At 59.9% G+C, this 21,731-nt stretch carries 13 protein-coding genes; 6 read left to right on the top strand and 7 right to left on the bottom strand.

Going from position 1 to position 21,731, the window contains the following annotated elements; all coding sequences use genetic code 11:
- Positions 1–44: 44 nt before the first annotated feature.
- From zipA to PspR84_RS09640, 3 genes are all read right to left on the bottom strand, one after another.
- Positions 45–908 (bottom strand): cell division protein ZipA, encoded by an 864-nt coding sequence (zipA, locus tag PspR84_RS09650; protein WP_160057077.1) that lies wholly within the window; start codon positions 906–908, stop codon positions 45–47.
- A gap of 259 nt (positions 909–1,167) precedes the next feature.
- Positions 1,168–4,656 carry a chromosome segregation protein SMC gene (gene smc, locus PspR84_RS09645; protein ID WP_160057076.1) on the bottom strand — a complete coding sequence of 1,163 codons (3,489 nt, stop codon included), beginning with the start codon at positions 4,654–4,656 and terminating at the stop codon, positions 1,168–1,170.
- 2 nt (positions 4,657–4,658) lie between these two features.
- Positions 4,659–5,318, bottom strand: coding sequence for a GntR family transcriptional regulator (locus PspR84_RS09640; protein ID WP_160038949.1), 660 nt, complete (start codon positions 5,316–5,318; stop codon positions 4,659–4,661).
- 268 nt (positions 5,319–5,586) lie between these two features.
- Here PspR84_RS09640 and xdhA point away from each other — a divergent pair, with 268 nt between their 5' ends.
- From xdhA to guaD, 4 genes are all read left to right on the top strand, one after another.
- Positions 5,587–7,041 carry a xanthine dehydrogenase small subunit gene (gene xdhA / locus PspR84_RS09635; RefSeq protein WP_160057075.1) on the top strand — a complete coding sequence of 485 codons (1,455 nt, stop codon included), beginning with the start codon at positions 5,587–5,589 and terminating at the stop codon, positions 7,039–7,041.
- Positions 7,034–9,433: a xanthine dehydrogenase molybdopterin binding subunit gene (gene xdhB / locus PspR84_RS09630; protein WP_160057074.1), complete on the top strand. Its 2,400-nt coding sequence runs from the start codon at positions 7,034–7,036 to the stop codon at positions 9,431–9,433. Before xdhA ends, xdhB begins: the two co-directional genes overlap by 8 nt.
- A 119-nt stretch (positions 9,434–9,552) precedes the next feature.
- Positions 9,553–10,410: a xanthine dehydrogenase accessory protein XdhC gene (gene xdhC, locus PspR84_RS09625; RefSeq protein WP_160057073.1), complete on the top strand. Its 858-nt coding sequence runs from the start codon at positions 9,553–9,555 to the stop codon at positions 10,408–10,410.
- A gap of 13 nt (positions 10,411–10,423) precedes the next feature.
- Positions 10,424–11,728: a guanine deaminase gene (guaD, locus tag PspR84_RS09620; protein ID WP_160057072.1), complete on the top strand. Its 1,305-nt coding sequence runs from the start codon at positions 10,424–10,426 to the stop codon at positions 11,726–11,728.
- A gap of 85 nt (positions 11,729–11,813) precedes the next feature.
- Here the strand turns inward: guaD and PspR84_RS09615 are convergent, their stop codons facing one another.
- The gene (locus PspR84_RS09615) at positions 11,814–12,578 is read right to left on the bottom strand and encodes a GntR family transcriptional regulator (RefSeq protein ID WP_007918375.1); all 765 of its coding nucleotides are present in this window, start codon (positions 12,576–12,578) and stop codon (positions 11,814–11,816) included.
- A gap of 356 nt (positions 12,579–12,934) precedes the next feature.
- Between PspR84_RS09615 and PspR84_RS09610 the strand changes: the two genes are divergently transcribed.
- Entirely contained in the window at positions 12,935–14,125 is a 1,191-nt protein-coding gene (locus tag PspR84_RS09610; protein ID WP_160057071.1) for a benzoate/H(+) symporter BenE family transporter, read from the top strand.
- 242 nt (positions 14,126–14,367) lie between these two features.
- On the opposite strand, the gene PspR84_RS09605 is transcribed toward PspR84_RS09610, so the two are convergent.
- Positions 14,368–14,712, bottom strand: coding sequence for a YggL family protein (locus PspR84_RS09605; RefSeq protein WP_160057070.1), 345 nt, complete (start codon positions 14,710–14,712; stop codon positions 14,368–14,370).
- A 233-nt stretch (positions 14,713–14,945) separates the two neighbouring features.
- Between PspR84_RS09605 and dacB the strand changes: the two genes are divergently transcribed.
- Positions 14,946–16,406 (top strand): D-alanyl-D-alanine carboxypeptidase/D-alanyl-D-alanine-endopeptidase, encoded by a 1,461-nt coding sequence (gene dacB, locus PspR84_RS09600; RefSeq protein ID WP_160057069.1) that lies wholly within the window; start codon positions 14,946–14,948, stop codon positions 16,404–16,406.
- 119 nt (positions 16,407–16,525) lie between these two features.
- Here the strand turns inward: dacB and PspR84_RS09595 are convergent, their stop codons facing one another.
- Positions 16,526–18,907 (bottom strand): diguanylate cyclase, encoded by a 2,382-nt coding sequence (locus PspR84_RS09595; RefSeq protein ID WP_160057068.1) that lies wholly within the window; start codon positions 18,905–18,907, stop codon positions 16,526–16,528.
- 145 nt (positions 18,908–19,052) lie between these two features.
- The gene (gene rlmKL / locus PspR84_RS09590; protein ID WP_160057067.1) at positions 19,053–21,323 is read right to left on the bottom strand and encodes a bifunctional 23S rRNA (guanine(2069)-N(7))-methyltransferase RlmK/23S rRNA (guanine(2445)-N(2))-methyltransferase RlmL; all 2,271 of its coding nucleotides are present in this window, start codon (positions 21,321–21,323) and stop codon (positions 19,053–19,055) included.
- Positions 21,324–21,731: the final 408 nt, after the last annotated feature.

Here is a 21,731-nt window from a genome sequence, read left to right as displayed (position 1 = left end):
GGAGCTGTCGAGTGAAACGAGGCTGCGATCTTTTGATCTTGGCCTTAGCGCTTCTGGGTCAGGGCGCGACGTTCGAATTCAACGATGCGCTGACGGTAGTGCTCAATCGTTTGTGCGGTCAGAACGCTGCGCTGGTCATCTTTCAGCTCGCCGTTCAGTTCCTGCGACAACTTGCGGGCTGCCGCCACCATCACGTCGAAGGCCTGCTTCGGGTGACGCGGGCCTGGTAGGCCGAGGAAGAAGCTCACCGCCGGAGTGCTGAAATGGTCGATGTCGTCCAGATCGAAGATACCCGGCTTGACCGCATTGGCCATGGAGAACAGCACTTCACCGTTACCGGCCATGCTTTCGTGGCGATGGAAGATATCCATCTCGCCAAAACGCAGACCGCTTTCGAGAATGTTCTGCAACAGCGCCGGGCCTTTGAAGCCGGCAGCGTCGCGGCAGATCACGCTGATCACCAGCACTTCTTCAGCTTGCGGCTGATCCTTGTCGACCACCGCCGGCGATGGCTTGCTGTCTTCGGCGAAATCGTCGTCACGGCTGCTGAAGCTCGGGCCGCCGTCCAGATCCAGGTCGAGGTTCAAGTCGCCCTGAGCCGGACCGTTGCTGCCACGCTTGCCACGTTTCGAGCCGGATTCGCGAGGCTCGCGTGCTTCGCGGGCCGGCATGCTCACCGACGGCAGGTCGTGTTCGTCCAGCTGTGGTTCTTTATGGTTGTCCAGAACACGGGCCGGGCCCAACAGCTCAGCGCTGGTGTCCTCGTCCGGCAGGTTGGACAGACTTCGGTCAAGACGGAATTTCAGTTTTCCCTTGCCGCCGCGCATACGGCGCCAGCCATCGAAAAGAATACCGGCTATCACAATGATGCCGATGACGATCAGCCACTCGCGCAGACCGATTTCCATGTAATCCCGTGCCTCTATAAAAAATGCTGAAAAATAAGGGGTTTACATTGTGCAAACCGCTTTAAAACGTGGCGCCAACTCTATGTTCTGACAGGCGTTTTGCCCACGTATACGAAAAATTGACATTAAACTAGCACGACCAAAGACAACTTTACACCGTCTGTCTCATTGGCTTGCGCGAATATGTCGATTGGCCAGCAAGTCGAACCCGGTAAAAAAGTCCTACAACCCTCAATTACCTTTCCGACACCACGCTGGCTCAGGCGTCCACCATCGCCATCGCCTCCTCGACATCCACGGCTACCAGTCGCGAACAACCCGGCTCATGCATCGTCACGCCCATCAACTGCTCGGCCATTTCCATGGCGATCTTGTTGTGGGTGATATAGATGAACTGCACGGTCTGCGACATCTCTTTGACCAAGCGTGCGTAGCGTCCAACGTTAGCGTCATCCAGTGGCGCGTCAACCTCATCGAGCATGCAGAACGGCGCCGGGTTCAATTTGAAGATGGCAAAAACCAGTGCCAGTGCGGTCAGGGCTTTTTCCCCGCCGGAGAGCAAATGGATGGTGCTGTTCTTCTTCCCTGGCGGCTGCGCCATGATCGTTACCCCTGTATCGAGTAGATCTTCGCCCGTCAGTTCCAAATACGCCCGTCCACCACCGAAAACTTTTGGAAAAAGTGCCTGTAAACCGCCGTTGATCTGATCAAAGGTATCTTTGAAGCGATTACGGGTTTCCTTGTCGATCTTGCGAATGACGTTTTCCAGGGTCTCCAGTGCTTCGACCAGATCGGCGTCCTGCGCATCCAGATAACGTTTACGCTCGGATTGTTGCGTGTATTCATCGATGGCCGCGAGGTTGATCGCACCCAAACGCTGAATCCGCGCATTGATGCGTTCGAGTTCTTCTTCGGCTTCGCGTTCACTGGCTTGCGCGGTTAATGTCGCGAGCACGCCGTTGAGATCGTAGCCGTCTTCGAGCAATTGATCCTGCAAGGCCTTGCGGCGCACGGTCAGGGCTTGCCATTCCATGCGCTGCTGTTCGAGCTGGCCGCGAATCAACTGCGATTGCTGCTCGGCCTGAGTCCGGCGTTTTTCCGCGTCGCGCAATTCGCGGTCGGCATCTTCGAGGGCGATCTGCGCGGTTTTCAGTTCTTCGTCGACGGTCATGCGCTTGTCGAGCAGTTCTTCGAGTTTCAGGCGCAGCTCTTCCAGCGGTGCCTCGCCCTCCTCAAGGTTCAGACTCAACTGTTCGCGTTTTTCGGTGAGGCGCTCGGCCTGCATTTCCAGACGTTCCAGCGCCTGACGCGTGGAGTCGTGCTGCGCGCGCAACGAGCCGAGACGCACGGCCAATTGATGCGCATGATCCTTGTGCTGCCGCGCTTCCTGACGCACGCGGTCGAGGCGTTCGCGCAGGCTGTCACGCTGGGCCAGCAGCAACTCGCGCTGCTCGGTGTCCAGCGCCATGGCATCCAGCGCGTCCTGCAGTTGCATGCGCGCTTCACCGATTTGTTCGTGCTCGAGTTCGCGCTGTTCGCCGAGTTCGACCAGTTCTTCATCGAGGCGTTTGCGGCGCAAGGTCAGCTGTTCGGCCTTGGCTTTGCCGGCGGACAGCTGTGCTTTCAACTCGCCCTGCTGACGCGCTTCGTCTTGCAGCAAACGGCGCAAATGTTCGCGGCCGTTTTCCTGCTGACGCTGTTGCGCACGCAGGGTTTGCAGACGGGTTTCCATCGCCTCGACGGTGGCTTCTTTCTCTTCACGCTCAAGATGCAGCGCTTCGATTTCCTGGCCACGGGCGAGCATGCCGCTTTCCGCTTCGCTGGCCCGACGCACGCGTAAAAAGTGCCGACCGACCCAGTAACCGTCACGACTGATCAGGCTCTCACCAGCGCTCAATTGCCCGCGCAAAGCCAAGGCCTGTTCGAGGCTGTCGACCGGTTTGACCTGACCCAGCCACGGCGACAGATCGATCTGCGCGTCGACTTTATCCAGCAAGCTGCCCGCCGCTCGCACACCATCATTGCCGGGGCTGAGCAGACGTAGATCGCCTTGGGTGAAACCGGATAAATCGAAGCCATTGAAATCGTCAACCAGCACCGCTTGCAGGTCAGCGCCGAGCACGGTTTCCACCGCCAGTTCCCAACCTGCTTCAACCTTCAGGCCTTCGGCAAGACGCGGGCGCTCGGCGAGGTGGTGTTCCTTCAGCCATTCGGCGGTGCCGGTGCCTGGATCGAGCGCGGCTTGTTGCAAGGCTTCGAGGGACGCGAGGCGACCGTTGAGGCGCTGCAAATCGCCCTGCGCCTGTTGCTGCGCGGTCAGTGCTTGCTGCAACTCCTGACGCAATTGTTCGAGTTTTTCGACTTGGGCTTCTTCGCTGGTCTGCAAATCTTCGAGGGTCGCTTCGGACTCGGCGAGCTGCTCGTTGAGCTCCATGATCGCCGCGTCCTCCGGATCAGCCGAGAGCAACGCGCGCTCTTCGCCGAGGCGTTTCTGCCGGTCAGCGAGGCGCTCCATGCTGGTTTCCAACTGCTGGATGCGCGACTGTTGCACTTCGGCCTGACGACGCGGTTCGGCGGCGGTCAGGTTGAAGGCGTCCCACTGCTCCTGCCAGCCGTGCATGACGGATTCGGAATCCTCCAGCGCAGCGGCGGCTTCTTCGGCGGCGGCGCTGGTGACTTCCTGCTCGGGGGTGAGCATGTCCAGCTCTTCGCCGAGGGTCAGTAGCAACGTGCGGTCGTGGCCCAGATGCGACTCGGTTTCGAGGCGTGCGCGTTCGGCTTCTTTCAAGTCGTCCTGCAACTGCCGCAGACGTTGCTGGCCGTGCTGGATGCTTTGCTCGACCCGGGCAATATCGCCGCCGACCGAATAGAAGCGCCCTTGCACCAGATTGAAGCGTTCGGACAGGTCATGGTGCCCGTCACGCAGGCGTTCGATGGCCGCATCGGCATTGCGCTGCTCAGCGACCAAGGCTTCGAAACTGATTTCCTGGGTGCCGATGATCGACTCGCGCTGGCCGACCTGATCGTTGAGATCCTGCCAGCGCAGGGCCGACAGTTGCGCCTTGAGCTGGCGCTCCTCGGCTTTGAATTCCTGATACTTCTTCGCCGCTTCGGCCTGGCGGTGCAGGCGTTCGAGTTGCCGTTCCAGCTCATCGCGCAGGTCAGTCAGACGCGCGAGGTTTTCGTGGGTGCGGCGGATACGGTTTTCGGTCTCGCGGCGGCGCTCCTTGTACTTGGAGATGCCGGCCGCTTCTTCGATGAAATTACGCAGGTCTTCGGGCTTGGATTCGATCAGCTTGGAGATCATCCCCTGCTCGATGATCGAATAGCTGCGTGGGCCAAGACCGGTGCCAAGGAAGATATCGGTGATGTCGCGGCGCCGGCATTTGGTGCCGTTGAGGTAATAAGTGGTCTGGCTGTCGCGGGTGACTTTGCGGCGAATCGAGATCTCGGCGTAGGCCGCGTATTCGCCCAGCAGCGTGCCGTCGGAGTTGTCGAAGACCAGCTCGATACTCGCCTGACTCACCGGTTTGCGACTGGTCGAACCGTTGAAGATGACGTCGGTCATCGACTCGCCACGGAGGTTCTTCGCCGAACTCTCGCCCATCACCCAGCGTACGGCGTCGATGATGTTCGACTTGCCGCAACCGTTCGGCCCGACGACCGCCGCCATGTTACTGGGGAAGTTCACCGTGGTCGGGTCGACGAAGGATTTGAATCCCGCCAGTTTGATGCACTTGAGCCGCACGCTTAGGCAACCGTCAGGGCAGAAACCACCAGATCGCAGCTGCGCTGGGCGTAAGCCGTCAGCACGATGCGGATCTGCGGCAAATCACGGGCGAGCACAGCGGCCAGCAAGCGTTCGAACAGTTCGAGGAACTCGCTCATTGAGGCCTTGCGCTGTTCGAGGGCGAGAAAGTAGGCGCGACTCATCGCCGGCTGCAGGTTCTCGACGGTTTCTTGCAGGTAAGGATTGTTGGCGAACGGATAAGCGGCGCGCATCACCGCGAAGCTGTCGTCGACAAAGCTGCGGATGTCCTGACGCTCGTAGCTGGCGGTCAAGCGCTGCTGGATCTGCACGAACGGCGCCATGTCCGACTGCACTTGCCAGCCATTGGCCACCGAGTTGCCAAGCAGGATGTACAGCTCGCTCATCAGCGTGCAAAGGCTCTGCACCTTGTGCGGCGTCAGCTCGGTGACGTGCGCGCCACGGCGCGGCAGGATCGCGATCAGGTGACGGCGTTCGAGGATCAGCAAGGCTTCGCGGACCGAACCGCGGCTGACATTCAGTGCCAGCGTGACCTTCTGTTCCTGGATGCGCTCTCCCGGCTTCATTTCGCCACGAATGATGCGTTCGGCGAGGTGGTGAGCGATTTGCTCGGCGAGGCTGTCCGGCGCCTTGAACGTCATGGTTGTCCTTCAAACTCTATCGATCTGCACAAGCGGCGCAGTGTAGCGCAAATGCACGGTCATGGCGGAGTGCCCACTCAGCGGTTTTTGGCACGATTCCCGCAAAAAAGCAGGAGATCCGATGTGGGTCAATACTGAATAGACACGTTGTTGATCGACGAAATACACTTTCCTGACCTTTAAGTCAGAAAACCATTGACCGAAAAGTCAGACCTGCTAAATTCGGCTCAAGTCGGTTAACAACAATAATGAGTCTGCGAGGCCTTCCGTGATCCAGTTTTTACTTAACCAGGAACTCCGTAGCGAGCACGCCCTGGACCCGAATCTGACTGTGCTCAATTACCTGCGTGAACACGTCGGTAAATCCGGCACCAAAGAAGGTTGCGCCAGCGGTGACTGCGGCGCCTGCACCGTGGTGGTCGGCGAGTTGCAAACGGATGACGCTGGCCGCGAACACATTCGCTATCGCAGCCTCAATTCGTGCCTGACCTTTGTTTCGTCGCTGCACGGCAAACAACTGATCAGCGTCGAAGACCTCAAGCACCAAGGCGAACTGCACAGCGTGCAGAAAGCCATGGTCGAGTGCCATGGCTCGCAGTGCGGCTTCTGCACCCCCGGTTTCGTCATGTCGCTGTTCGCCCTGCAAAAGAACAGCGATGCACCGGATCACGCCAAGGCCCACGAAGCGCTGGCCGGCAACCTCTGCCGCTGCACCGGCTACCGCCCTATTCTGGCGGCTGCCGAGCAATCGTGCTGCGGCAAGCAAACGGATCAGTTCGATGCCCGCGAAGCGGAGACCATCTCGCGCCTCAAAGCCATTGCCCCGACCGATATCGGTGAACTCAACAGCGGCGACAAACGCTGCCTGGTGCCGCTGACCGTCGCCGATCTGGCCGACCTCTACGATGCTTATCCACAAGCGCGCCTGCTCGCCGGCGGTACCGATCTGGCACTGGAAGTCACCCAGTTTCACCGCACCCTGCCGGTGATGATCTACGTCGGCAACGTCTCGGAAATGAAGCGCATCGACACCTTCGAAGACCGCATTGAAATCGGCGCCGCCACCGCCCTCTCCGATTGCTACGAAGCGTTGAACGCCGAGTACCCGGACTTCGGCGAGTTGCTGCACCGCTTCGCCTCGCTGCAGATCCGCAACCAGGGCACCCTCGGCGGCAACATCGGCAACGCCTCGCCGATCGGTGACTCGCCACCGCTGCTGATCGCCCTCGGCGCGCAGGTTGTGCTGTGCAAGGGCGAAACCCGCCGCACCCTGAACCTTGACGATTACTTCATCGATTACAAAGTCACTGCCCGTCAGGAAAGTGAGTTCATCGAGAAGATCATCGTCCCGCGCGCCAGCGCCGAGCAGTTGTTCCGTGCCTACAAAGTCTCCAAGCGTCTGGACGACGACATCTCCGCCGTCTGCGCCGCCTTCAACCTGCGCGTCGAAAACGGCGTGATCACCGATGCGCGCATGGCCTTCGGCGGTATGGCTGCGATCCCGAAACGCGCTGCCCACTGTGAAGCCGCGCTGATCGGTGCGCCGTTCAACAACGCCGTGGTCGAACGCGCCTGCGCTGCCCTGGCGGAAGATTTCACCCCGCTCTCGGACTTCCGCGCCAGCAAGGAATATCGCCTGCTCAGCGCGCAGAACCTGCTGCGCAAATACTTCATCGAACTGCAAACACCGCACATCGAGACTCGGGTGACCGCTTATGTCTAACCATCACGGCGTAGAGAAAACTCAAGCTGAACTGGCTAAACTGTTCGCCAAGGATTTGACCTCCGGTGTCGGCCGCAGCGTCAAGCACGACAGCGCCGCCAAGCACGTGTCCGGTGAAGCGCAGTACATCGATGACCGCCTGGAGTTTCCGAACCAACTGCACCTGTATGCACGCATGTCGGACCGCGCCCACGCGAAAATCATCAGCATCGATACCTCGCCGTGCTACGCCTTCGAGGGCGTGCGCATCGCCATCACCCACGAAGACGTGCCAGGCCTGAAAGACATCGGCCCGTTGATGCCGGGCGATCCGCTGCTGGCCATCGATGACGTGCAGTTCGTCGGTCAACCGGTGCTTGCCGTCGCCGCGAAGGATCTGGAAACCGCGCGCAAAGCCGCGATGGCGGCGATCATCGAATACGAAGACCTCGAACCTGTGCTCGACGTGGTTGAGGCCCTGCGCAAACGCCACTTCGTGCTCGACAGCCACACCCACCAGCGCGGCGATTCCGCCTCTGCGCTGGCCACTGCTGAACACCGCATTCAAGGCACGCTGCACATCGGCGGTCAGGAACACTTTTACCTAGAGACGCAAATCTCCTCGGTAATGCCCACCGAAGACGGCGGCATGATCGTCTACTGCTCGACGCAGAACCCGACCGAAGTGCAGAAACTGGTCGCCGAAGTACTCGACGTGTCGATGAACAAAATCGTCGTCGACATGCGCCGCATGGGCGGTGGTTTCGGCGGCAAGGAAACTCAAGCTGCGAGTCCGGCGTGCCTGTGTGCCGTGGTCGCGCACCTCACCGGCCAGCCGACCAAGATGCGTCTGCCGCGTGTTGAAGACATGCTGATGACCGGCAAGCGTCACCCGTTCTACGTCGAATACGACGTCGGCTTCGACAGCACCGGACGCCTGCACGGGATCAACATGGATCTGGCCGGCAACTGCGGCTGCTCGCCGGACTTGTCCGCCTCGATCGTTGACCGGGCGATGTTCCACTCCGACAACTCGTACTACCTCGGCGATGCGACCATTAACGGTCACCGCTGCAAGACCAACACCGCGTCGAACACTGCTTACCGTGGTTTCGGTGGCCCACAAGGCATGGTCGCGATCGAAGAAGTGATGGACGCGATTGCCCGTCACCTGCAGCTTGATCCGCTCGCGGTACGCAAGGCCAACTACTATGGCAAGACCGAACGCAACGTCACCCATTACTATCAGACCGTCGAGCACAACATGCTCGAGGAAATGACCGCCGAACTGGAAGAAAGCAGCCAGTATCACGAGCGTCGCGAAGCGATCCGTCGCTACAACGCCAACAGCCCGATCCTGAAAAAAGGCCTGGCGCTGACCCCGGTTAAATTTGGTATTTCCTTCACCGCGAGTTTCTTGAACCAGGCCGGTGCGCTGATTCACATCTACACCGACGGCAGCATCCACCTGAACCATGGCGGCACCGAAATGGGTCAGGGCCTGAACACCAAAGTCGCGCAGGTCGTGGCCGAAGTGTTCCAGGTTGAAATCGATCGCGTGCAGATCACCGCGACCAACACCGACAAGGTGCCGAACACCTCGCCGACAGCGGCGTCCAGCGGCGCTGACCTGAACGGTAAAGCGGCGCAGAACGCGGCGGAAATCATCAAGAAACGCCTGATCGAATTCGCTGCACGTCACTTCAAAGTCACTGAAGAAGACGTTGAATTCCACAACGGCCACGTGCGTGTTCGTGACCATATCCTGACCTTTGAAGCGCTGATTCAGCAGGCGTATTTCAATCAGGTGTCGCTATCGAGCACCGGGTTCTACAAGACGCCGAAGATCTACTACGACCGCAGCCAGGCGCGTGGCCGTCCGTTCTACTACTTCGCCTTCGGCGCGGCGTGCTGCGAAGTGATCGTCGACACCCTGACCGGCGAATACAAAATGCTGCGTACCGACATCCTTCACGACGTCGGCGCCTCGCTGAACCCGTCCATCGACATCGGTCAGGTCGAAGGTGGCTTCATTCAGGGCATGGGCTGGCTGACCATGGAAGAGCTGGTCTGGAACAACAAAGGCAAGCTGATGACCAACGGCCCGGCCAGCTACAAGATTCCGGCGGTGGCGGACATGCCGCTCGACCTGCGGGTGAAGCTGGTGGAAAACCGCAAGAACCCGGAAGACACGGTGTTCCATTCCAAGGCTGTCGGTGAACCGCCGTTCATGCTCGGGATTGCCTCGTGGTGTGCGATCAAGGATGCGGTGGCGAGCCTCGGTGATTACAAGCATCAGCCGCAGATCGATGCGCCAGCGACGCCGGAGCGGGTGTTGTGGGGGTGTGAGCAGATGCGTCAGTTGAAAGCGGTGAAAGCCGTTGAAGCTGAAACCGAGTTGGCTCCGCTCTAAAGACCGAGGCGCGGCCATTCGCGAGCAGGCTCGCTCCCACAGGGGAATGCATTCCAAATGTGGCAGCGAGCTCGCTCGCGAAGAGGCCCGAACAGACAACGATGTTGTAGGGGTGAACTATGTACAACTGGATCGACGCCCTCGCCGACCTGCAGAACCAGGGCGAGCCCTGTGTGCTGGTGACGATCATCGAAGAACTCGGCTCGACGCCACGCAACGCCGGCTCGAAAATGGTCATCAGCGCTAATCAGAGTTTCGACACCATCGGTGGCGGGCATCTGGAATACAAAGCCATGCAGATCGCCCGCGAGATGCTCGCCAGCGGCAAGCAGGACACCCATCTGGAGCGTTTCAGCCTCGGCGCCAGCCTGGGCCAGTGCTGCGGCGGCGCCACCGTGTTGCTGTTCGAACCGATGGGCCAGGTGCAGGCGCAAATCGCTGTGTTCGGTGCCGGCCACGTTGGCCGCGCCTTGGTGCCGTTGCTCGCCAGCCTGCCCTGCCGGGTGCGCTGGATCGATTCGCGCGAGGCCGAATTCCCCGAACAGATCCCCCACGGCGTGCGTAAAATCGTTTCCGAAGAGCCTGCGGATGAAATCGATGAGCTGCCCGCCGGCAGTTATTGCATCGTCATGACCCACAACCATCAGCTCGACCTTGAACTCACTGCCGCGATTCTCAAGCGCAACGACTTCGCCTACTTCGGCCTGATCGGTTCGAAGACCAAACGCGCGAAGTTCGAACATCGTTTGCGTGATCGCGGTTTCGACAGCGGCGTCGTGCAACGCATGCGCTGCCCGATGGGCATCGGCGAGGTCAAAGGCAAACTGCCTGTGGAAATCGCCATCTCCATCGCCGGCGAAATCATCGCCACCTACAACGCCAACTTCGGCCAGCAGACCGCCAGCGCCGAACCGATTGCCAAACTGCTGCCGGTTTCGCGGCGCAGTCAGGCGACCAAACTCAAAGCCTCAAACTGATTAGAGAACCCTCATGCCTCTGACTCGCAAAGCCTACCGCGCCGCCATCCTGCACAGCATCGCCGACCCTGCCGAAGTCGGGATCGAAGCCTCCTACGAATATTTCGAGGATGGCCTGCTGGTGGTCGATGGCGGCAAGATCAGCGCCCTTGGCCACGCCAGTGATTTGCTGCCGACGCTGCCGGCAGACATCGAAATCGAGCACTACCAAGACGCGCTGATTACTCCGGGCTTCATCGACACCCACATTCACTTTCCGCAAACCGGCATGGTCGGTGCCTACGGCGAGCAATTGCTCGACTGGCTGAACACCTACACCTTCCCGTGCGAAAGCCAGTTCGGCGACAAGGCCCACGCCGACGAAGTCGCTGACATTTTCGTCAAGGAGCTGCTGCGCAACGGCACCACCACCGCACTGGTGTTTGGCAGCGTGCACCCGCAATCGGTGAACTCGCTCTTTGAAGCAGCCGAGAAGCTCGACCTGCGGATGATCGCCGGTAAGGTGATGATGGACCGCAACGCCCCGGACTACCTGACCGACACCGCCGAATCGAGCTATGTCGACAGCAAAGCGCTGATCGAGCGCTGGCATGGCAAGGGTCGTCTGCACTATGCGGTCACCCCGCGCTTCGCACCGACCAGCACCCCGGAACAGCTGACCCTCGCCGGGCAACTGCTGACCGAATACCCGGATCTGTACATGCAGACCCACATCAGCGAAAACCTCAAGGAAATCGAGTGGGTCAAGGAGCTGTTCCCTGAGCGCAAGGGCTACCTCGACGTTTACGATCACTACAAACTGCTCGGTGAGCGCTCGGTGTTCGCCCACGGTGTGCACTTGTGCGACGACGAATGCGCGCGACTGGCAGAAACCGGCTCGGCGATTTCGTTCTGCCCAACCTCGAACTTCTTCCTCGGCAGTGGCCTATTCAACTTGCCGATGGCCGAGAAGCACAAGCTCAATGTCGGCCTGGGCACTGACGTCGGTGGCGGCACCAGTTTCTCGCTGCTACAGACACTGAACGAAGCGTACAAAGTGATGCAGCTGCAAGGTGCGCGACTGAGCCCGTTCAAGTCGCTGTATCTGGCGACACTGGGCGGTGCGCGGGCGCTGCGCCTGGAAGACAAGATCGGCAATCTGCAACCGGGTTCCGACGCCGACTTCCTGGTGCTGGATTACCACGCTACGCCGCTGCTGAGCTACCGCTTGAAGCAGGCCAACAACATTGCCGAAACGTTGTTTGTGCTGATGACGCTGGGTGATGACCGCACGGTGCAGCAGACGTATGCGGCGGGTGCGCTAGTGCATCAGCGCTAAGCTTTTTCCAAGGCATAAAAAATCCCCCGGTGGTGTTCACCCCGGGGGATTTTTATTGCCTGTCAGATCGCCTTCGCGAGCAGGCTCAGAGCTTGGCCGCTGGGCGCCCCGGTTTCTTGGTCTGCAACAAATGCGAGAACACCGCATGCAAGTCATCCGACGCACCTTCCTCATCGAGGTTGAGCTTGCTGTCGATGTGATCCATGTGATGCATCATCAGATTCACCGCCAACTCACCGTCGCGCTTCTCGATCGCGTCGATCAACTGGGTGTGTTCGTCATACGAGCAGTGCGAGCGGTTGCCGCTTTCGTACTGGGCAATGATCAGCGACGTCTGTGAAACCAGACTGCGCTGGAAGCTGATCAACGGTGCGTTCATCGCCGCTTCCGCGAGTTTCAGGTGGAATTCGCCCGACAGACGAATACCGGCACCACGATCGCCACGGGAGAAGCTGTCGCGCTCGTCGTTGACCATCTGCCGCAGCTCGGCGATCTGCTCGGCGGTGGCGTGTTGCACCGCCAGCTCAGTGATCGCACGCTCCACCAGACGGCGGGCGAGGAACACCTGTCGCGCCTCTTCCACACTCGGGCTGGCAACCACGGCGCCACGGTTCGGCCGCAACAGCACCACACCTTCATGGGCCAGACGCGAGAGCGCGCGGCGAATGATGGTGCGGCTGACCCCGAAGATTTCCCCCAGCGCTTCTTCGCTCAATTTTGTGCCGGGCGCCAGACGCTGTTCGAGGATGGCCTCGAAGATATGCGCGTAGACAATATCGTCCTGGGTTCCGCTGCGGCCGGCTTTGCCTGCTCGCGGTTGTTTCTTGAGGGGTTGCAACTGTTCGTTCATGGGCACTCGAGTCGGGAGAACTGCGGCGAATAGACCGTGACTGTAATACGGCACAGTAGGTCGCTGGCAAGTATCGCGTAAAAAACAGCGCGATTGTACACAATGGAAGGTGGCAACACGACTGTACGGCTGTTTGTGACTTCGGCTGTATTGCAACGATCCGTTACGATTGAGTTTAGGCTTGATCACAGAATCCGCCTTCAGTGCACATTTCCCTGTAGGAGTGAGCCTGCTCGCGATGGCGGTGTGTCATTCAATAATAATTCGACTGACACACCGCCATCGCGAGCAGGCTCACTCCTACAAGGGATCGCGTCAAAGGGGACATCTTTATCTGTATAAGGAACACCGTTGTCATGAACGACGCCACCCACACTCGACTGCGCCCTCTGGCCGACACCTCGCCCTCGGCGATCGTCGCCGGTTTCATTGCGATGATGACCGGCTACACCAGCTCACTGGTGCTGATGTTCCAGGCCGGGCAAGCGGCGGGCCTGACCAGCGGCCAGATTTCTTCGTGGATCTGGGCGATTTCCATTGGCATGGCAGTGTGTTCGATCGGTCTGTCGCTGCGCTATCGCACGCCGATCACCATCGCCTGGTCGACGCCCGGCGCGGCCCTGCTGATCACCAGTCTTGGCGGTGTCAGCTATGGCGAGGCCATCGGCGCCTACATCACTTGCGCGGTGCTGGTGACGATCTGCGGGCTGACCGGCAGCTTCGAGCGGCTGGTAAAAAAGATTCCGGCCTCTTTGGCGGCGGCATTGCTGGCAGGGATTCTGTTCAAGATCGGCAGCGAAATCTTCGTCGCCGCGCAGCATCGTACCGGGCTGGTACTGGGGATGTTTTTTACCTATCTGCTGGTCAAGCGTCTGTCACCGCGCTACGCCGTGCTCGCCGCGCTGCTGATCGGCACCGCGCTGTCGGGCTTCATGGGCTTGCTGGATTTCAGCGGTTTTCATCTGGAAGTGGCGACGCCGGTATGGACGACGCCGCACTTCTCGCTGGCGGCGACCATCAGCATCGGCATTCCATTGTTCGTGGTCGCGATGACCTCGCAGAACATGCCCGGCATCGCTGTCCTGCGCGCCGATGGCTACAACGTACCGGCCTCGCCGCTGATCACCACCACCGGTATCGCCTCGCTGCTGCTGGCGCCGTTCGGCTCCCACGGCATCAACCTGGCGGCCATCAGCGCAGCGATCTGCACCGGGCCGCACGCCCATGAAGATCGCAACAAGCGCTACACCGCGGCGGTCTGGTGCGGGATTTTCTACGGGATTGCCGGGGTGTTCGGCGCGACATTGGCGGCATTGTTTGCCGCGCTGCCGAAGGAACTGGTGCTGTCGATTGCGGCGCTGGCGTTGTTCGGTTCGATCATCAATGGTTTAAGCATTGCCATGACCGAGGTGAAGGAACGGGAAGCGGCGTTGATCACCTTTATGGTCACGGCCTCGGGGTTGACGCTGTTTTCCATTGGTTCGGCGTTTTGGGGGATTGTTGCGGGGGTGCTGACCTTGCTGATCCTCAATTGGCGCAAAGCTTAAGGTCAAAAGCCCCTCACCCTAGCCCTCTCCCGGAGGGAGAGGGGACTGACCGCGTTGTATGCGGGAGTTATAGCGACGCGGGATACCGAGTCGAACTCAAATTTTGAACAGCCCACAAGTCGGCTCCCTCTCCAGGGGGAGAGGGCTGGGGTGAGGGGTAGACTCACCACAAATCCCAAACCGCCCCCCCAAACCCCAGACGAAAAAAAACGGCGACCCTCAGGTCGCCGTTTTTTTCAGTATCACTTAGCCGCGTTGATCGGCTTTTCCGGATACCAAACGTCCAGCAACGGGCTGACGTCATACTTGGTCAGCTCGGAGCGGGTTTTCAGCCAGGCTTCAACGGCAGCGCGCTGCTCTTCGTTGACCGAGCCACGCTTCTGCAGGCAAACCAGACCGAAGTCGTCGCCGCCAACATAACCCAGACCATTGGCTTCCATGGCTTCTTTGATGAAGGCTTCGAGGAAAGCGTCAATGGCTTCTTCGGACAAGTCTTCTTTGAAGTCCAGGTTCAGTTCGAAACCCAGCTCTTGAAATTCATCAACGCACAGTTTTTTGCGCAGACGCTGGGAACGGTTAGTCGCCATTGGAACAATCCTCATAAGTATTAACGGCCGGCACTTTACCAGTTTAAGCCGTCGATTGCCCGACTCTCTGGCCCCTGAAGCCGACCGCCTGTAAAAAAATAACGTATTGGCCGGCCCCGACAAGGCACAAGCTGTAACACCTTGGGGCATAATGCCGACACTTTCATGACCGCTGAGGGCTTTTTCATCCATGTCCTCGTTATTTTCCCCTCGACTGTAGGGTTTTATTTCATATGATCAAATCGTTGCGTCCTCTATTGCTCGCTGGCCTTCTTCTGCCTCTGGCCCTGCCTGTTTCTGCTGCCACCATCAATACTTCCCTGACCCCCAACGTTGAAAAAGCCCTCAAGGCGAGCAAATTGCAGCCCAGCGCCCTGTCGCTGGTGATGGTGCCGCTCGACGGCCCGGGCACGCCGACCGTGTTCAATGCCGACGTTTCGGTCAACCCGGCCTCGACCATGAAACTGGTGACTACCTACGCGGCGCTGGAAATGCTCGGCCCCAATCATCAATGGAAGACCGAGTTCTACACCGACGGCGACCTCAATGGCGGCATCCTCAACGGCAACCTCTACCTCAAGGGTGGCGGCGATCCGAAGCTGAACATGGAAAAACTCTGGCTGCTGATGCGCGACCTGCGCGCCAACGGCGTGACCCAGATCACCGGCGACCTGATCCTCGACCGCAACTTCTTCGTGCAGCCGGTGCTGCCGGAATTCAACGATGACGGCAATGACGAGAACAAACCGTTCCTGGTCAAACCGGATTCGCTGCTGGTCAACCTCAAAGCCCTGCGCTTTGTTGCCCGCAACGACAATGGCCGGGTACTGATCTCGGTTGAACCGCCGATTGCCAGCATCCACATCGCCAACACCGTTAAAGCCCTGCCCTCCAAACAATGCACCGGCGGCGTGCGCTACAACCCGGTGCCAGAAGCTGATGGCAGCGTGACCGTGACCGTGGCCGGCCAGTTGGGCGAAGGTTGCAGCTCGCAGACTTACCTGTCGCTGCTCGACCACGCGACCTACACCGCCGGCGCCGTGCGGGCGATCTGGAAAGAACTGGGTGGCAGCATTCAGGGCAAGGATCGTCTGGCCTCGACGCCGGGCAACGCCAAACTGCTCGCGCGTGCCTACTCGCCGGATCTGGCGGAGATCATCCGCGACATCAACAAATACAGTAACAACACCATGGCTCAGCAATTGTTTCTGAGTCTTGGGCAGAAATTCCGCAACGACGCCGACGGTGATGACGCGAAAGCCGCACAACGTGTGGTGCGCCAGTGGATGGCGAAGAAAGGCATTACTGCGCCGCACCTGGTGATGGAGAACGGCTCCGGCCTGTCCCGTGCTGAACGGGTCAGCGCCCGTGAAATGGCAAGCATGCTGCAAGCCGCCTGGCACAGCCCGTATGCCGCCGAGTACATCAGCTCGCTGCCGATCGCTGGTACCGACGGCACCATGCGCAAGCGTCTGAAGACCACGGCAATGCGCGGTGAAGCGCACGTCAAGACAGGTACTTTGAACACTGTGCGAGCGATTGCCGGTTTCAGCCGTGATGTGAATGGCAACACCTGGGCGGTGGTGGCGATCCTCAACGACAAGGCACCGTTTGGGGCATCGTCGGTTCTGGATCAGGTGCTGCTCGATCTGTACAAACAGCCGAAACTGGCGCAGACCGCTTCGGTCCTCTGATCACCGCGGCCCCCTGTAGGAGTGAGCCTGCTCGCGATAGCGTCAGTTCAGGCATATCAAAGTGACTGACATATCGCGATCGCGAGCAGGCTCACTCCTACAAGGGTTTAGCGTCGCGGCTAACTCATCTGCTCGACGCGATCGCGCCCGCGCTGCTTCGCCATATACACACCCGAGTCCGCCCGCAACAACAGCGCATCCGCGCCCTCCTCCGGTCGCCAACTGGCGATCCCGAAACTCGCCGTGACCACGCCGACCACATCCACCGGCGCACTGCGCAAACCCTGCCACAACTCAACCGCCAACATGTACGCGTGTTCGCCGTCGATGTCCGGGCACAGCACCATGAATTCCTCGCCGCCCAAGCGACAGAACACATCGGTGCGCCGCAATCGATGGCCGATCCGCTCGCACACCGCTTGCAGCACGCGGTCGCCCACGGCATGGCCGTACTGATCGTTGATGCGTTTGAAATGGTCGATGTCGAGCATGATCACCGACAGCTCGCCGCCACCGCGCTCGACCCGGGCCATTTCCGTGGTCAGGCGTTCCTGAAAATAGCGGCGGTTGTGGATGCCGGTCAGCGAATCGGTCACCGACAGCGCACGCAGTTCTTCTTCCACGCGTTTCAGGTCGGAAATATCCGAGATATAGCCGTGCCACAGCACGCCGCCGCCCGGCAGTTCCTCCGGCGTCGCCTCGCCGCGCACCCAGCGCAGGCCACGTTCGGGCAGTTGCACGCGGTATTCCTCGCGCCACGGGCTGAGGCTGTCGGCCGAGGCGCGAATGGAAGAGCGCACACGAGTAACGTCCTGTGGATGAATGCGCGTGAAGATCGCTTCGGCGTTGAACAGCAGCACGTCCGGCTCCAGCTCGTAGATCTCGCGGATGCCGTCGCTGGCGTAGATCACACTGAAGCGTCCGTCGAATTCCATCTTGAACTGATAGATGCCGCCGGGTACGTGCGCGCTGAGTTTCTTTAGCAGCACGTCGCGCGCGGCCAGCACTTCGTGCACGCGCTTGCGCTCGGTGATGTCGATGCAGATCGCCAGATGCCCGACCCATAAACCCTGCTCATCGAGCACCGGGGTGGCCAGCATGTTCACCGGAATATGGCTGCCATCGCTGCGCACCAGCGTCCACTCGCGGGCCTCGTGGCCGCCGACTTCGCCGCCCTCGACCAGCATCGCGTGGCAGGTCGGGATGCTTTTACCGTAGCGCGCACTCAATTCGGCAGCACGGGCCGTCAGCTCACGGGGCAGGTGCAGGTTTTCCAGGGTCATGTGACCGACCACCTCGGCGCTGCTGTAGCCGAGCATTTGTTCGGCGCCTGGGTTGAAGGTATTGATCACACCGCGCAGGTCGGTAGCGATGATCGCCACCTGCGTCGCCGCATTCAGCACGCCGCGCAACTGACCGTGGGTGCCGCGCAGCTCCTGTTCGCTGGCATGCAGTTCCTGTGTGCGCAATTCGACCATGCGCAAGGCGCGCTGGCGCTGACTGACCAACACATAGAGCAAGGCGCTGAGCAGCAGACTGAGCAAGCTGCCCAGAATGATCACACTGCCGACCGACGAATGGTTGGCCTGAACGAACGCGTCGCTCGGCAGAATATCGACCTGATAATCATGATCGGCCATGCGCACCAAGCGCGTGGCAGTCAGGTCGCTCGGCGCCGGTTCATTGGTCGACTCGAACAACACCTCGTGCTGATCATTGGTCGACATGTCGAGAATGCGCACCGACAGATAGTCATGGAAGGCATCCGGCAAACCGTCGGCCAGCAACTGACGCATGCTGATCACCGCCATCACGTAGCCGAACGATTGGCGCTCGCCACTGCGGCTTACAGGCGCGACGAGCAGCACACCGCGCGCATAGGACGGCTCGATGCTGACCAGATGCATCGGTTGCGATACTGCCAGACCGCCGAGCCTGTCGGCGCGTTGCAACGTGTCGCGGCGTAAAGGTTGCGCGAGCAGGTCATAACCCAACGGTGAGCCGAGCCGACTTTGCGTCTGGCTATAGAGCACCGGCACATAGGCATCGCGCACGCCAGCCAGTTGCAGCTCGCCCTGTGCATTCAGTTCACGCAGGGTGAAGTTACTCAGGCCTTCGTCACGCACCCGTTGCTCGAACGCAGCGCGCTCGGCACCGCTGACCTTGAGGGCAAACGAATAGGCCTGGGTACGCATTAATAAGGGTTGGGTGTAACCGTCGAATTCGGCGCGGGACACCGATTCAGAGTTGGCGAAGAAGCGGCGCAGGCCGTCGAGGCGTTGCTCCTGATCCTGAAAGCGTTCTTCGATGCGACTGTAACGTTCGTTGGCCAGAAGTTGAAAACGCTGACGGGTTTGTTGCTGAAACTGATTGAGGGTGGCCCAGGCGAGCAGCCCCGTGAGAATCCCGCCGGCGAGCAATACCAGCAGCGCGACCAGCCAGGCCGAGACGTCTTCGCTGATGAAACCCAGAATCTTTGGGCGCACGGGGTGCAACGACATAAAGACAACTCACTACGCCAGCATTTACGGGAAAACCCCATTGACCGTGTGTGAGTTATAGCTATTAGCCACTAATTTAGCTAGCGCGGGCAGATCCACGGAGCCTTTAAAAATCAAGGCTCTGTGGATCCAACCCGGCAAAGCGTCAACGAGCCGTGATTTTCCAGGCGCGGTGGATCTTGGAGTTGCGGGCGAAATCCGGATCGATGGTCTGCGCACTGATTTCCTCGACCGCGTAACGCTCGGCGAGGTTTTCTTCCAACTGGAACTTGCGGAAGTTGTTGGAGAAATACAGCACACCGCCGGTTGCCAGACGGGCCATGGCCAGGTCGATCAACTGCACCTGATCACGTTGCACGTCGAAGATGCCTTCCATGCGCTTGGAGTTGGAGAACGTCGGCGGATCGATGAAGATCAGGTCGTACTCGTCACGGCTGCTTTCCAGCCACGCCATGACATCGCCCTGCTCCAGACGGTTCTTGTCCGAGTAGCCGTTCAACGACAGGTTGCGGCGCGCCCAGTCGAGGTAGGTTTTCGACAGGTCGACGCTGGTGGTGCTGCGCGCGCCGCCCTTGGCCGCGTGTACGCTGGCGGTCGCGGTGTAGCAGAACAGATTGAGGAAGCGCTTGCCGGCGGCCTCTTTCTGAATGCGCATGCGCATCGGGCGGTGGTCGAGGAACAGACCCGTGTCGAGGTAGTCGGTGAGGTTGACCAGCAACTTCACGCCGCCCTCGCTGACTTCATTGAACTTGCCCTGTGCAGCCTGACGCTCGTACTGCTTGGTGCCGCTCTGGCGCTCGCGGCGTTTGACCACCACGCGGCTCTTGTCGACGTTCAGCGCCTGCGGAATGGCTGCCAGGGCATCGAACATGCGCGCCGAGGCTTTTTCCGGGTCGATGGATTTCGGCGCGGCGTATTCCTGGACATGCACCCAATCGTGGTACAGGTCGATCGCCATCGCGTACTCAGGCATGTCGGCATCGTAAACGCGGTAGCAATCAATGCCTTCGCGCTTGACCCACTTGCCCATGGCCTTGAGATTCTTTTGCAGACGGTTGGCAAACATCTGCCCGCCTTCGCTCAAGCGCGGTTGCTCGATCACCGGTGTCGGGGCTGGCGTCGGTTTGATCGGGTTGCCGTTCTTGTTGAACTTGCGCTCTTGCGGCTCGTCCGGAGTCTGGTCGTAAGCCGCTTGCTCGCGCTCGGCCTGACGCTGTTCCGGGGTACGACGCTCGCCGGTGACGAACTGATCCGGCAGCACTTTGATCAACAGCAGTTTGCACGGCAGTGCGCCGTTCCAGAACGAATACTGTTTGTGGCTGCGAATGCCCATGCGCTTGCCCAGATCCGGCGCGCCGGTGAATACCGCCGCTTCCCAGTTCAGGCAGGCCTGACGCAGGCGCTCACCGAGGTTCTGGTAGAGGTACAACAGGCTGGCTTCGTCACCGAGACGCTCGCCGTACGGTGGGTTGCAGATCACCAGACCTTTCTGGTTCTGATCCGGACGCGGCTCGAAGGTCGCGACTTCGCCCTGGTAGATCTTGATCCACTCGCTCAGGCCGGCACGCTCAACGTTGTTGCGACCCGGTTGAATCAGACGAGGGTCAGCTTCATAACCACGAATCCACAGCGGTGGCTTGGCCAGACCGGCAGCGGCGCGTTCGACGGCTTCTTCATGGAGTTTTTTCCACAGCGCCGGGACGTGACCGAGCCAGGCGGTGAAACCCCACTGCTCACGACGCAGGTTCGGCGCCATGTCGGCGGCAATCATGCCGGCTTCGACGAGGAACGTACCGACACCGCACATCGGGTCAGCCAGCGCGCCGCCTTCGGCAGCAATGCGTGGCCAGCCGGAACGGATCAGGATGGCTGCCGCGAGGTTTTCCTTCAGCGGTGCCGCACCTTGCTGCAAGCGATAGCCGCGCTGGTGCAGGCTGTGGCCGGAGAGGTCGAGGGAGAGAATCGCTTCGCCGCGATCCAGACGCAGGTGAATGCGCAGATCCGGGTTGAGCTTGTCGATCGACGGACGGTCGCCCTGTGGGGTGCGCAGTTTGTCGACGATGGCGTCTTTGACTTTCAGGGCACCGAAGTGGGTGTTGTCGATGCCTGAGCCGTGGCCGCTGAATTCAACGGCCAAGGTACCGTCGCTGAGCATGTGATCCTGCCACTCGATGTCGAGCACGCCGTGGTAGAGGTCTTCAGCGTCTTTCATCGGAAAACGCTTGAGCACCAGCAACACACGGTTGGCCAGACGCGACCAGAGGCACAGGCGATAAGCGGTTTCCATGGTCGCCATGCCACGCACGGCGGAAGTGTGCTCGCGCGCTTCTTCAAGGCCAAGCCCGACGGCTTCCTCGATGAGCAGGCCTTCAAGGCCTTTAGGGCAAGTGAGGAAGAGTTCGAAACGGTCGGACATGGTATTTCCAGAGCCTTTGGCTAGTGAATCGGCAACGCATTGCCGATCCGGTTTTCAATCAGGCGCTTTTCTAAAAGAACGCCCGTGTGGCACGAAGGTGTGCCGTTCCATCCCCGCTGCTCGGGTTAAAAGAGCTTAGATGCCGGGACAGATAAAAAAGTTGATGCAACAAAAAGTCTTAAAGCGACCCTTCGTCGCTTTATACCCCAGCGCAAACGTGGGTCATTCTCACTAAAGAATTAACCCCATCATCCAGCGCGGGGCCGATCATACCGGGGTTTGCTGAAAAACCGTGCATGAAACCCGTCGTTACTTATGGCTGTAGCACTAATTTCGTTACGTCCTTATGACAAAACGATCATTCCCTCGGTGTGACTCATTGGTTAGAACTGAACACAGGTTGACGTC

The sequence above is a fragment of the Pseudomonas sp. R84 genome (assembly GCF_009834515.1).
In the GTDB taxonomy this organism is placed as follows: Bacteria; Pseudomonadota; Gammaproteobacteria; order Pseudomonadales; family Pseudomonadaceae; genus Aquipseudomonas.
The sequence above is the reverse complement of the archived record's forward strand: the minus strand, read 5'-3'. Positions and strand labels throughout refer to the sequence as shown.